Here is a 13,068-nt window from a genome sequence, read left to right on the forward strand (position 1 = left end):
CTACCCCCGAACTATTCGCTCCGCCACCAGGATTCGAACCTAGACAAACGGCTTCAAAGGCCGCTGTGCTGCCATTACACCATGGCGGATTATCCGCATGAACACCCGTCGGATTGACGGACAAAGAAACGGATACTCCATAGTGTAGCAAAAATAGCAGCGTTCTCACACACGCCACTCTGTGCCCTTGGGAAGCCCTAATTTTTGTGTTCATGCGGTGCCTGTGGTGCCTCAGATACCCTGGGATTTATCTCTCACCGGCGTGGTTTTCGCCGGATTTATACGAAGGCTTCCAGGCGTGTGGGAGTCAGGCGTTACCCTGGATATGTGGCACATTTACTTGGCGGCGAAGCGCTGCACCTTCAGTTCCCTACCCGCACTATTTTCGAGGGGGTGACCGTCGGCATTAATGAGGGCGACCGCATCGGCATTGTGGGTCGCAACGGTGACGGTAAATCCACACTCATGAAGATTCTGGCGGGGCGTCTTGAACCGGACTCCGGGCGCGTGACGGCGCGCGGTGGCACGCGCATCGGGTATCTGGATCAGTCCGACGTTCTCAACGATTCCCATACGGTCGGTTATGCTCTGGTGGGCGATACTCCGGAGTATGAGTGGGCCTCGCAGCCGCGTATTCGTGATGTTATTGCGGGTTTGGTGTCTGACCTGCCCTGGGATGCGCCGGTTTCTTCACTCTCGGGTGGGCAGCGTCGCCGCGTGGCTCTGGCGGCTCTGCTGATACAGGAATGGGATGTGCTCATGCTGGACGAGCCCACTAACCACCTGGACGTGCAGGCAATTACATGGCTTGCGCATCATCTGAAAAGCCGCTGGAGCAAGAACGCGGGCGGTCTGCTGGTGGTCACTCACGACCGCTGGTTTCTTGATGAAGTCAGTACCGACACCTGGGAGGTTCACGATAATATCGTGGAACCTTTTGAAGGCGGGTATGCGGCTTACGTTCTGCAGCGTGTGGAGCGCGATCGGCAGGCGGCCGCCGCGGAGGCAAAGCGCCAGAACCTGATGCGCAAAGAGCTGGCGTGGCTGCGTCGCGGTGCCCCGGCGCGCACCTCGAAGCCGAAGTTCCGTATTGATGCGGCGAATGCGCTGATTGCCGATGTGCCGCCGGTACGTAATACCGTGGAACTCAAGCAGATGGCGGTTTCCCGTTTGGGTAAGGACGTGGTGGATCTTGAGAACGTCTCGGTCACCTTTGAGGATTCTTCGCTGCCCGACGGCAAACGTGAGGTGCTGCGTCGCGTAACTTGGAGGATTGCGCCGGGTGAGCGCACCGGTATTTTGGGCGTGAACGGTGCCGGAAAATCTACCCTGCTTGCCTTGGTCACCGGTTCTCTGGAACCAACCGAGGGGCGCGTGAAACGTGGTAAGACCGTCAAGGTTGCCACCCTCACCCAGCAGCTGGATGAGCTGAAAGAGGTTGAGAACGACCGCGTATCTGATGTGATCGGTCGCAAGAAGCGCAGCTATATAGCCGACGGCAAAGAGATGTCGCCCTCGCAGATGTTGGAACGACTAGGTTTTACGAGCGCACAGCTTTCTACCCCGGTGAAAGATCTTTCGGGTGGGCAGAAACGACGACTACAGCTCATGCTCATTCTCTTGGACGAGCCGAATGTACTGATTCTGGACGAGCCTTCAAACGACCTGGATACCGATATGCTGGCGGCGATGGAGGATCTGCTCGATACCTGGCCCGGTACTCTGCTGGTAGTTTCTCACGACCGTTACCTCATGGAGCGTGTGACCGATCAGCAGTATGCGGTGATTGACGGTTCCTTCCGGCATCTGCCCGGTGGGGTGGACGAATATTTGGCACTTTCCGCAGCGGGTCGGGGCGGTTCTGCCGCTGGTGTTACGGGCGGTGCATCCGCCCCAACGAAAAAGAACGATTCTTCGGTTTCTGGTGGCCAAGCTGAACCAACGGACTCTGGCCCTAAGAGCACGCCGAAAGTATCGGGGGCACAGGCACGCGCGGCACAGAAGGAATCCGCCGCGATTGAGCGTCGCCTCGGAAAATTGGGCGAGGAACAGAGCAAGCTCTCCGAGCAGATGAGCATACACGACCCCGCCGATTACGCCGGGCTTGCCGACCTGGGGCAAAAACAGCAGGCGCTTCAGGATGAGATCGACGAGCTAGAGATGCGCTGGCTGGAACTCTCGGAACTCCTCGGATAGCCCGCTCCCCTGCTAAAAGAGTCTTGATAGCGAATCAAACGGGTTCCTCAACGTTGCATTCACTATCAAGGCTCTTTTTATAAACTCGGGGAAGCATCCGCAAGTTCCGCAGCCATAGCCTTTAGGTCCGCATCCAGCCGGGGGCTGCGCAAACCCGCAGCCTGAAATAGCTCGGTGAAACGGTGCCGCCAATCCAGTCTTTGCAGCGCCATACGCACCTGGTTTCGACTCTGCTCAGGTGTCCATTCGCTCACAAGCTGCGCCACCGCATTCAGCCCGGCGCGAGCATCCTGCGGGTCAATATCGACGGTCGCTCCATCCCACAGTATCTCGCGCGTACTTTCGGTTTTAGGCACCTGCCCCACCACGGTCACCCCGTGGGCGAGCGCGTCCGTCCAGCGCCCGGTAATGTACTCCTTGTTTGGGTGCGTGTACGATGCGGGGCTCACCAAAGTACTAAAAGCCAGTACAAACTTGGCGTCCGCGAGTGCTCTCTGCAAAGACTCGACGGATTCACGATCGGTTACGCCGAACGGCGGCCGCCCAGCGAAGGTTATTCCAGCTTGCCGGGCAAGTTCTGCAGTGTGTTCATCGTCGTCATAGGCGGGGGGTTGGCGCCCCACACGAAGTACATCGGTGGTTTTCGGATGCTCCAGATGCTCATCGAATTTACTCCACACGTCTGCACCCCAGGGAAGCACCCGCACATTTTTGACCCCGGCACTGCGCCAATCGTGCACGTCGTCGCGGTCCGCCACAAAAACGGTGTTATAGGTTCCGTTGGTGGCGATGGCGGGAATGCGGTCATCCCAGAAACTATCGATAACCCACCCGTAAACCCCAGCATAGCGTCGTGCAGCGAGGCGCGGCTGCGCGATAGCGTAAAGCTGTCCGGGGTCACTGGCGATAACAAGGGCGGTACGTCCTCCGCCGGGAATACGCGGCAGGCGCCCCAAAATTTTGGTAGCGGGTGTAAGCGATGCGCTCGGGTCAGGGGTGACGATGCGCGCGTCCAAGTACGATGCCATCAGGCGCGCCATCTCATGGATGGGCGCCCACCCGGCGCCTTCGGGAACGCCTACGATAATATCTACGTCGTGGGGCATGGGGTATTCATTTCGTGCGAGTTCGAGCGGGAATAGGTCGCGCGTAATTTTGACCTGAACTATGCAAAATGTGCGTCATCACACCGCGCGATATACCACTTAGTATATACGTTTTAGGTATCGTCCGGGATACTTGGTAATCACCATGACGGAGTGGGTTTTATATCACAGACTATTGAGAGACACGGAGGCAATACTCAGTGCATCATAAATTCCAGGAGTGTTTTCTTCATGCGGGTGCCATAAACTGATCCCGTATAAAGAAAACACTCTCGCGTTACTCCCTACCAAAAAACACTCCGCTGACCGCCGCCTGCAGGTAGGCTACAATATCTTCAGACAGGCTTGCCACGGTGGTATAGCCGCATAGGTCACACTCACTCACACGAATTCTCATGATTCAGAAACTCAAAGATTTGAAATACCGCCTGCATCTTATGCGGCGAGAACGCACGAATGCGCAAAAACGACGTGAACTCACCAAAAATGGCATTGTTTTTGGTACCGGAACATATTGCGATCCTAGTTCCACTATTATGCCTAAGGTCGTAATGGGCACGAATTGTTTTGTCAATAAAGAAACTTTGGTGGGCGCGCATACGACTCTGGGAAATAATGTTTTTCTGGGGCCGCGCGTCACCATTTTTGCCGATACCCATGAAATTGGTTCTGCCGCTCAGCGCGCGGGAACAAATATTACTCGTCCCGTACACATCAAAAACGGCACGTGGGTGGGGCAAAACGCTGTCATTACCGCCGGGGTTACGATCGGCGAAGGATGCGTGATTGCCGCCGGTGCCGTGGTGGTGCACGATTGTGCGCCTCATGGTGTGTATGCGGGCGTTCCGGCGCGGCGCATCCGTGACCTTGATGCCGAAGGGAGCTCGTACCCGGTAGCCGAGCAGGTGAAGGGAGACCGGTCGTGACTCGCCCCAAGCCCATTGCAGCATCCGTCATTATTCCGGTGTATAACGGCGCCAACTATATTACGCAGCAGCTTGATGCCCTCGCAGCCCAAACCGGCAACCCCAGTTTTGAGGTGCTCATTTGTGATAACGGCAGTACCGACGGCACTCGCGCTGTGGTCGAAGGCTACAATGCCCCCTATCCCCTGCGGGTAGTAGATGCATCCCAGCGTGCCGGAGCCAGCCACGCCCGCAATATGGGGGCGGTACAAGCCGCGGGTGATGTCCTCATCTTCTGCGATGGCGATGATCTTGTAGAACCCGACTGGGTGGTTTCGCATCTGCACGTGCAAAACCTATATTCCCCTGTCATAGCAAGCGGGTCTCTGCTTCATGATCGGGTTAATACTCCTGAAGTTCTGCGGGCTTACGGTCTTGAACCCGGCGATGATCAGAAAACTCTGAGCACACGCACCAGGATTTTCTACGACGATGAGCTCGCCCCCTATGCTGGTTTTCTGCCGACGGTTGCCGGGGGTAATTTTTCGATTCCTCGCCGCGTATATCTTGAAGCCGGGGGTATGGATTCTTCATATAAGAGTTCCGAAGAGACCGATTTTGCCTGGCGTGTGCAGCTTGCAGGCGTTCCGGCGGCGCTTACGCATGGGCCGCTTCTGCACTATATTCTGCGGGATAAACCTAAACGCATTTTTCATCAGCAGCGCGCCTACCAAAAATACAAGGTACTGCTGTGGGTGCACTATCGGCAGCATGGAATGCGCGGCCCCAGCACGAAGGCATCTATCCTGGAGATTCTGCGGCAGGCCCCTAAGCTTATAAACCCTACGACTCGTTTTCGGGCGGCATATTTGGCGGGCGGCAATCTTGGGGCGCTGGAGGGTATTCTTCAGTACCGCATTCTCAAGCGTATTCCGAAGCCGCTGCGGCTGGATACTGCGCCTATTACAGAGGAATAAGGGACTATTCCCAAGGAATTAGAGCATCGCGGGGGTTTGTGTGGCTATCGCGTGACGGCCTCGGCGGCGAAGTGCTGCGGCGAGTTCATCAGCTGCGGTCGCATCCTCCGCAAGAATAGCCACGGTAGGCCCTGACCCAGAGACAAACGCCTCAACCATGCTCTCATTATCCATGGTCAAAATAGTTTCAAGATCGGGTGCTAGGGTCACGGCTGGTCCCTGCAAATCGTTGCGAAGCTGCCTGCCAATTTCGTGGATGCGCGCAATCGGCGCCTCCGTCTGGGTTAGCGCGTGCAGCAGCCCCGAAGGAACCTGTAGCTCGCCAGCTTCGGGGTAACGCCCGGCGGCGCGTCCCTCATCAAGCTCGCTAAACACCTGCGGGGTCGAGAGTCCTTCTGAGGCGGCGACCAGCACAATATCGAGCGGAATCATGTCTTCAGGCAGCTCCACAATGCGCAGCTCGGTTCCGGTCCCCTCCCCCACGGCCAACCCGCCCAGCGGGAACGCGGCACGCACCACGAAAGGTACGTCAGCACCCAAAGGCGCAGCTAGGGCAAGCAGCTCTTCGAGTCCGAGGGTACGTTCGGAAAGCCGCTTCTCATAGAGATACTGATCGACGGCAAGAAGCGCGGCGGCGGCATCTGCCGAGCCACCCGCCATGCCCCCGGCCACGGGAACGGCCTTATCGATATGCAGGTGCAGGTTCAGATCGTTCACGGTGAGCCCGTGCGCCTGCACCATAGAGACGGCTGCACGATGCGCCAGGTTCGACTCGTCCAACGGCACCTCGGCTAGATCAAACTCTCCGGCAAGGTGCTGCTGATCGACCAGGGAGCCGGGCACAATATCCAGACTCAGGGTAATTCCCGGTTTCTGACCATCGCGTGCGGTTACGGTTTCGTAGATATTGACCGAAGAAAAGAGCGTGGCGAGCGGATGGTAGCCGTCCTCGCGGGGGTTACCCACGGCAAGATAGAGATTTACTTTGCCGGGCGCTTTTGCCCGAGTTTCTAGAACATGCATTCTTTTTCCATCTTCCGGTTTTCCGGTCTTAACTTTCATCCGCCACTAAAGCTGGCACCCGATGCGCCGCCTGGGCAATCCGAATGTACCCGTGAATATCTAACTTTTCACCACGTTCAGTGGGGGTAATACCCGCCTCGGTCAGGATCGCCTCGGCACGAGCACCAGAACCAGCCCACGAGGCAAGCGCGGCCCGCAGGGTCTTCCGCCGTTGGGCAAAGGCAGCATCAATCACGGTAAAGACTTCGTCGCGGTCAATATCGGCGAGCGGTTGCGGGCGCATACTGAAACCCACAAGCCCGGAGTTAATCTTCGGGGCGGGCCAGAATACGTTTTTACCGATAACCCCCGCTTTAAAGACCTCAGCATACCAGCTTGCCTTCACCGAAGGAACCCCGTAAATCTTGGATCCGGGTTTCGCCGCCAGACGATCGGCAACCTCATCCTGCACCATCACCAAGGCGTGGCAAATGCTCGGAAATTGCGCGAAAAGGTGCAGAAGCACCGGAACCGCCACGTTATAGGGCAGGTTAGCGACCAGCGCATCCGGCGTGTGGGGAAGCTCAGTCACCTTGAGAGCGTCCATAAGCACCACATTAACGTTTTGTGCCTTATCGGGGCGGAATTTGGCGATAGTATGCGGTAGCTGCTGCGCTAACGGCGGATCGATTTCAACCGCGACAACGTGACGCGCGGCATCTGCCAACCCCAGGGTGAGAGAGCCTAGTCCGGGACCGATTTCGAGCACGGTTTCGTCGTCGGTAATATCCGCTGCGGTAACGATGCGGCGAATAGTATTCGGGTCAATCACGAAGTTCTGCCCCAGGGTCTTCGTGGGGCGGATGCCCAGCTGCGCGGCAAGGTCACGGATTTCTTGGGGACCCAGCAGGGGTTTATCGTTCAGATTTTCTCTCACCCTATCTATTCTACGAAAGGTTGCAGGTCTAGGTCGAAGGACGTCACTCATTGGTGTGAGTAATTTACTTGAGAACTCTGCGTTTCTTCCGTACCTGCCAGAAAGTCGATTTGACGATGTTTTGGGCATTCTTCAGCCGGGCCTTGGGCGCGGCATAAATACGCAGCTTATTGAGGAGCGGCTGTTTTTTTGTCTGGTTTGCTTTATGGTACACAAAATGCGTCCCGTCTTCCTCGATAAGACTATTTCCTGTCCAACCGCACAGTCCTGGCTGCACAACCTTAATATCCACCCCAAAATCAGCGGCAAAAAGGGGCCAATCATCCGCCAGCCAGTATTGTGAACCGCGCGCATCAATCTGCTCAATAATTTTCTGCGCCGCCGACCGAGAGATCAGATACAGCCCCGTACAGGCAGTCCAGTCGTTAGCGCAGTACCCTAAACGGTGACGACCCCAAATAAACGGAGAAAACAATGACAACCGGGGGTAAGGGGTACGGGCATTCATACGACCCATCTGGGTGGACCAGCCATCCGCAAAATTCACCACGCCAATACTGAGAGATTTTTCAATAACCCGAGAAACAATTTCATCAATGGAGGCGTGTATCAATGCATCGTCCTCAGCAACAAGCGCCCATTCTTCCCCGCTTTCTAGAAAATCACGCCACACATAAGTATGACTCAAGGCGCATCCTACTTCCCCGGGACGGGCTAGACGGCCTGCTCTCTTCTCAAAATAGATGTTATCAAATTCAGGGCTTTCCCCAGGAATAGGTAAAGCACGCCCATCTACTCCCCAAAATATATCAAAACCAGCGCCCCCTGGAGCACTGAAGAAATACTCAAGACGATTTTCGTCTTTAAGAGCAACAACATATTTTTTCATTTTCCCTCTTTATATTTGATGTGACAATGATTTACCGGTATCCACCGGAATATATTTCAAATTGCATACCTGCAATAGTTTTTATATTATCTTTATACTTCAAGCTTAATGGACTCACAATATTCCCTGATAAATCAGACCAGGGGACAGGATACTCTGGCATATATTCAAATGCTTGAGAGTTATAACGCCCCTCTAAAAGGGTTGAAAAGTAATCCATACGGCGATGTATTTCAGAAATCCACTCATCGGTAAACCTGCTGTATGGTTTGCACGCATAAGCAGACATATTCACAATCGACCTATAGTAGTTACGCTGGTCTTTCCCCAATACCCCACTTGCTGGTGACGAATTCCGGGAATTTTTTTCATGCGGCGCGATCACCCACATATCTGGGGTAGCATTAAGCTCCTCAAGAAGAGGTAACCAGGGCTTATCCATAGGTTTTATATCCATATAGACACCACCGTGATGGTGCATCAGGTAGGCACGCATATAGTCGGAACGCTGAATGTAGCTCAACTTCACGTATGAAGGGTGTAAAGGATACCCAGGAACTATATAGTCATCCAGATTATCTGGAGTCACCAGAATAACTTTACTCTCAGGGTTAGTGGAGCGAATAAGATTAAGTGATTTCCGACGGGCAGGCGTTATTTCGTTATCTCCTGTCCACACTACAAATATCTGGTTAGGGGCATCTCGAAGATTATCTTTAGGAAGTTGGGAATCGTAGAATAAGTGATTAACAGAGAAGGTACTAGAGTTTGGCACAACAACATCACCAATACGATGAGTGTATTTCTCAAGGTCATAAGAATATGGGTTTTTCTGCGAGTACCAACTACGTATCTTATCTATCCCTGCGCCATCTTTGACATAATTAATCCATATATAATGTTTTATTCTTTTTGAAAAAGAAATGATTGACACAGCTTTACCCTAGTTCTCTCACATTAACATGCTATTGATACGTTACGGGATAGAAAGCTATTTATCGGGATGCCATATCACACAAAGACAGAATTTGCTCCAGAAATTATGAGGTAAAGCCTTAAGGTGAGATATAGCATCTACCATAATAGCATATACGCGTGATAGTTCATGCAGGCTTCGACAAAGGTGGCACAAAAAATACTTATACCTTATGCACTCGTTACCATCGTCTAGAACCCCTCAATTCCCCAGCTGCCGTACACACGCTTCGAGTTCGCGCGGATAATTCGGCACAGATCCTCTAGGCTCTGCTCGCGGTGCGCCGCCATGAACCGCACCGTATAGTTCGTCATGTAAGAGGCATTCGGGCGACCCCTAAACGGGTGCGGGGTCAAAAAAGGCGCATCCGTCTCGGCAAGAATCAGCTCAGGGCGTGCCACACGCAACGACTCCTGAATATCCTTCGAGTTTTTGAAGGTCACGGTTCCGGCGAAGCTCATGTACCAGCCCTGCTTATTACAGATGCGCGCCAGCTCAACACCGCCCGAGTAGCAGTGAAATACAGTACGCTCGGGGGCGCCCTCCTCAAGGAGGATGCGCACTACATCATCGTGCGCCTGCCGGTCATGAATCTGAAGCGCCAGATCGTGCTTCTTCGCTAGGCGAATATGCTCGCGAAAGCTGCGCTGCTGAGCTTCAACACCTTCCTCCGCGGTGCGAAAATAGTCGAGCCCGGTCTCGCCGATAGCTCGCACACGCGGTTCGGCGGCAAGCGCATCCAAGGTCTCCAGAGCCTCATCGAGGGTACCGGCGGATTCCAGTTCGGGGGCGGTGTTGGGGTGAACGGCAACCGCCGCCAAAACCCGCCGGTCGGCGCGGGCGGCGGCAACCGCATACAGCGAGGAGGGAATATCGCAGCCAACCTGCACAATGGCACCTATGCCGAGTTTTTCCCCGGTGTCGAGGGCGTCCCGGGCAGTAATCTCTACTTCGCCATCAAGCAGATCCATATGGGTGTGGTTATCGACGATGGCGTAAGGCAGGGGCTCGGGTGCAGGCGGGAACACAAGGTTGCGGGACCGTCCGTCACCGCCCTTCGTGGAGCGGCGGCGGGTGCCTTCGCCCGAAGGTTCCTGCGCTATCCCTCCCCCGGTCTCGTCACGATAAAGCTCGGCGCGGTAGGGCGCGGGAGTTTGCCCTTCTTCGATCTGCCAGCCATGCGGAAGCACGCTCGCCGTCAGTTCTTCTTCGCTTGGCATCTTATAGTGTGCCAAGGCTGCAAGGGAGTCTAAATACTCCTGCGTGATTTCGGTTTGCTCGGAGTGGCTATGGCACACGGTATTCTCCTGTGGGCTGTGTTGAGGTGTGTTTAGACGTTGGCATTTCGAGCGGCGAGGGTGGCTTCATAGAGTTCTCGTTTGGAGGCACCCGTTTCGGCGGCGACTGCGGCGCACGCATTTTTGAGGCGTTCCCCCGCATCCACCCGTTCGAGGACGAGGCTCACGATATCTTGCGCCTGCGGAGTTTCGGGAGGCTCGGCGCCAGCAACCACAATCACGATTTCGCCGCGTACCTGGGTTTTGTGCGCCCAGTCAGCGAGTTCGTTCAGGGTGCCGCGCAGGGTTTCTTCGTGCAATTTGGTGAGTTCGCGGCATACGACGGCACGCCGTTCGCCCCCGAAGACCCGGGCAAAATCTGTGAGCGTGGCGGCTACACGATGCGGCGATTCATAGAAAATCATGGTGCGCTCTTCCGCCGCCAGGGAGTTCAGCCTTCTTGTACGTTCTGAGCCTTTACGCGCCAAGAACCCCTCAAAAGTGAATCGTCCGGTGGGCAGTCCCGAGAGCGCGAGCGCAGTCAATGCCGCCGAGGGACCGGGGATCACGGTCGCCGGCAGGTCGGCGTCGGCAACGGCGGATGCGGCAACATAGCCGGGGTCTGAGATGGTTGGCATACCGGCATCCGAGAGCAGCAGAACCGTGTTCCCGTCGCTGACCGCCTGCACGAGCTGGGCGCTGCGTTCCGCCTCGTTATGATCGTGATTTACGATAATTCGTCCCGTAGTGTGCACTCCCAACCCGGAGGTGAGGGTGCGGAGCTTGCGAGTATCTTCGACGGCGATCACATCAGCGGTAGCGAGCGCCTGCCGTAACCGGTCGCTGGCATCTGAGAGGTTGCCGATAGGGGTTCCGCCGAGAATGAGAATACCTTCCTCACGCTCATCAGACGCTAGGGGCTGCATTGTTGTATCGGCGGAGGTGGTACTTTGTGTATCGCGCTCATACATTTCGTTTTCGCTCACTCCCCCAGTGTATCGTGTGTGCTTTTCATCTCGGAGATGCGCTGTGCCGCTATAGCACTCAGTTCCTCATGATGTCGGGGTAGTTTTATAGATTTTATATATGGTGTGAGCCAGATTTTTGTGGTTTCAGGTATTTTCAAGAAGACGTGGAGGCTTACACCCTATAGGATTGATAGGTGATGTTAACCGCTAGTCTTTCTTTTACGAAGTCCAGAGTGCAGTACTCTCTGTCGAATCTTTTCGAGGCTCTGGGCGTCGCCCGTGTTTCGCTACCCCGTTGGGGCTGGCTTGCACCGACCCTGATTGTACTCTTAGCGGGTGTGCTGCGTTTTTATAACCTGGCACACCCGAATGCGATTGTCTTTGACGAAACCTACTATGCCAAGGACGCCTATTCGTACCTGCACTACGGATATGAAGTTTCGTGGTCAAGCGGCGTGGATCACGCATTCGCTTCGGGGGATTTTAGCGGTATCTTACCGAACAGCCCCGAGTATGTGGTGCATCCGCCCTTGGGTAAATGGATGATTGCCTGGGGAATGGCGATTTTTGGCGAGAACGCCTTCGGCTGGCGCGTGAGTGCCGCGATTATTGGTACGCTCTCGGTGGCACTTCTGGCGGTTGCCGGGTGGCTCATGTTCCGTTCGGTCACGGTTGCCTCTATTGCTGCGCTGCTGGGTGCCGTTGATGGTTTGATGTTTGTGGAATCCCGTCTGGCGCTTCTCGATATTTTCCAGATGTTCTGGATTTTAGCGACTTTTGTCTGTCTGCTTCTTGACCGACAGGCGGCGCGCAGAAGGCTCGCGGCGAATGTCATGAAGATTGTGGATGCGCACGGCGAGTCGGGCTTGCAGAAGATTGTTTTCGGCCCCGGCTCGGGTTTGCATCTGTGGCGTCTTGCCGCCGGTATTTGTGCCGGTGCCGCTGTAGCGGTGAAGTGGAACTCACTGTTCTTCATTGCTGCAATGGGTGTGCTGACGGTGTTTTGGGATATGAATGCGCGGCGCATCCTAGGGTTGAAAAATTGGGGTATTGTCGCTCTGATTCGAGAGGGTATTCCTGCGTTTATTCAGATGATTGGCGTGGGTCTTATCGTCTATCTGACCACCTGGATTGGCTGGTTCAAGTCGTCAAACGCTTTCTACCGCCACTGGAGTAACCAGTTCCCCGACTCGGGTGCTGTGAAGTGGCTTCCCGAGGATTTGCGCCTACTCTGGGAATATCATACATCCGCATTTAAGTTCCATTCAGGGCTCAGCAGTGAGCATCGCTACGCGTCGCAGGCGTGGCAGTGGCTTATTCTGGGGCACCCGACGTCGTACTACTATGAGGCACCGAAGTTTGGTGAAAAAGGATGCACGGCACTCAACTGTTCGCAAGCGATCCTCAATATTGGTAACCCGCTGATCTGGTGGGTATTTATTCCGGCGATAATTCTCGCCCTAGTCATTTTTATCCTGAAGCGCGACTGGCGTTTTGGAGCTCTTTTGCTGGTTTTCGCCGCAGGCTATCTGCCGTGGTTCCTCTACCCGAACCGCACCATGTTCTTCTTCTACGCTCTCTCCTTTGAGCCTTTCCTCCTCATCCTCTTAGCGGGTTGTTTGGGCGTGCTTTTGGGGAACCGTACCAGTTCCGTCAGACGCGTGCGCGTGGGCGTTTTGTGCGTGGGCATATACCTGACAGCAGTTCTGCTGGTGAGCGCATACTTCTGGCCTCTGTGGACTGGGCAGGTTATTCCTTACGAGCAGTGGTACGGGCATATGTGGATTCCAACCTGGATTTAGCGGCGGCGTTCCCCAATACCCGGAACCAACAGG

General features: G+C 55.1%; 11 protein-coding genes and 1 tRNA gene. 4 read left to right on the top strand and 8 right to left on the bottom strand.

All coding sequences use genetic code 11. The annotated features are described in order from the left end of the window. Positions 1–18: 18 nt before the first annotated feature. A tRNA-Gln gene (locus HMPREF2554_RS01980) sits at positions 19–89 on the bottom strand. Positions 90–327: 238 nt separating this feature from the next. On the opposite strand from HMPREF2554_RS01980, the gene HMPREF2554_RS01985 reads away from it, so the two are divergent. Then, complete coding sequence (locus tag HMPREF2554_RS01985; protein WP_070553772.1) at positions 328–2,196, top strand: ABC-F family ATP-binding cassette domain-containing protein; 1,869 nt, start codon at positions 328–330, stop codon at positions 2,194–2,196. Positions 2,197–2,273: 77 nt separating this feature from the next. On the opposite strand, the gene HMPREF2554_RS01990 is transcribed toward HMPREF2554_RS01985, so the two are convergent. Continuing rightward, on the bottom strand, positions 2,274–3,302 hold the full coding sequence (locus HMPREF2554_RS01990; RefSeq protein WP_013398610.1) for a glycosyltransferase: 1,029 nt from the start codon (positions 3,300–3,302) through the stop codon (positions 2,274–2,276). 395 nt (positions 3,303–3,697) lie between these two features. On the opposite strand from HMPREF2554_RS01990, the gene HMPREF2554_RS01995 reads away from it, so the two are divergent. After that, on the top strand, positions 3,698–4,228 hold the full coding sequence (locus HMPREF2554_RS01995) for an acyltransferase (protein ID WP_013398609.1): 531 nt from the start codon (positions 3,698–3,700) through the stop codon (positions 4,226–4,228). Continuing rightward, positions 4,225–5,184, top strand: a complete 960-nt coding sequence (locus HMPREF2554_RS02000) for a glycosyltransferase family 2 protein (protein ID WP_013398608.1) — start codon at positions 4,225–4,227, stop codon at positions 5,182–5,184. The genes HMPREF2554_RS01995 and HMPREF2554_RS02000 overlap by 4 nt, the downstream gene beginning before the upstream one ends. Before the next feature lie 18 nt (positions 5,185–5,202). Here HMPREF2554_RS02000 and HMPREF2554_RS02005 read toward each other — a convergent pair whose 3' ends face one another. The 6 genes from HMPREF2554_RS02005 to rsmI form a co-directional block, all read right to left on the bottom strand. Then, positions 5,203–6,207 carry a GHMP family kinase ATP-binding protein gene (locus HMPREF2554_RS02005; RefSeq protein WP_041321699.1) on the bottom strand — a complete coding sequence of 335 codons (1,005 nt, stop codon included), beginning with the start codon at positions 6,205–6,207 and terminating at the stop codon, positions 5,203–5,205. Between the two features lie 28 nt (positions 6,208–6,235). Next, on the bottom strand, positions 6,236–7,111 hold the full coding sequence (gene rsmA / locus HMPREF2554_RS02010) for a 16S rRNA (adenine(1518)-N(6)/adenine(1519)-N(6))-dimethyltransferase RsmA (protein ID WP_041322000.1): 876 nt from the start codon (positions 7,109–7,111) through the stop codon (positions 6,236–6,238). A 76-nt stretch (positions 7,112–7,187) separates the two neighbouring features. Then, positions 7,188–8,012 (bottom strand): glycosyltransferase family 25 protein, encoded by an 825-nt coding sequence (locus tag HMPREF2554_RS02015; RefSeq protein ID WP_013398605.1) that lies wholly within the window; start codon positions 8,010–8,012, stop codon positions 7,188–7,190. Between the two features lie 31 nt (positions 8,013–8,043). After that, complete coding sequence (locus HMPREF2554_RS02020) at positions 8,044–8,946, bottom strand: capsular polysaccharide synthesis protein (RefSeq protein WP_041321698.1); 903 nt, start codon at positions 8,944–8,946, stop codon at positions 8,044–8,046. Between the two features lie 233 nt (positions 8,947–9,179). After that, positions 9,180–10,286 carry a TatD family hydrolase gene (locus tag HMPREF2554_RS02025; RefSeq protein WP_013398603.1) on the bottom strand — a complete coding sequence of 369 codons (1,107 nt, stop codon included), beginning with the start codon at positions 10,284–10,286 and terminating at the stop codon, positions 9,180–9,182. A gap of 32 nt (positions 10,287–10,318) precedes the next feature. Further along, positions 10,319–11,191, bottom strand: coding sequence for a 16S rRNA (cytidine(1402)-2'-O)-methyltransferase (rsmI, locus tag HMPREF2554_RS02030; protein WP_041321999.1), 873 nt, complete (start codon positions 11,189–11,191; stop codon positions 10,319–10,321). A 239-nt stretch (positions 11,192–11,430) separates the two neighbouring features. On the opposite strand from rsmI, the gene HMPREF2554_RS02035 reads away from it, so the two are divergent. Next, the gene (locus tag HMPREF2554_RS02035) at positions 11,431–13,035 is read left to right on the top strand and encodes a dolichyl-phosphate-mannose--protein mannosyltransferase (RefSeq protein WP_013398601.1); all 1,605 of its coding nucleotides are present in this window, start codon (positions 11,431–11,433) and stop codon (positions 13,033–13,035) included. Positions 13,036–13,068: the final 33 nt, after the last annotated feature.

Origin of the sequence: Rothia sp. HMSC071F11, from assembly GCF_001809115.1 — a bacterium.
In the GTDB taxonomy this organism is placed as follows: Bacteria; Actinomycetota; Actinomycetes; order Actinomycetales; family Micrococcaceae; genus Rothia; species Rothia dentocariosa.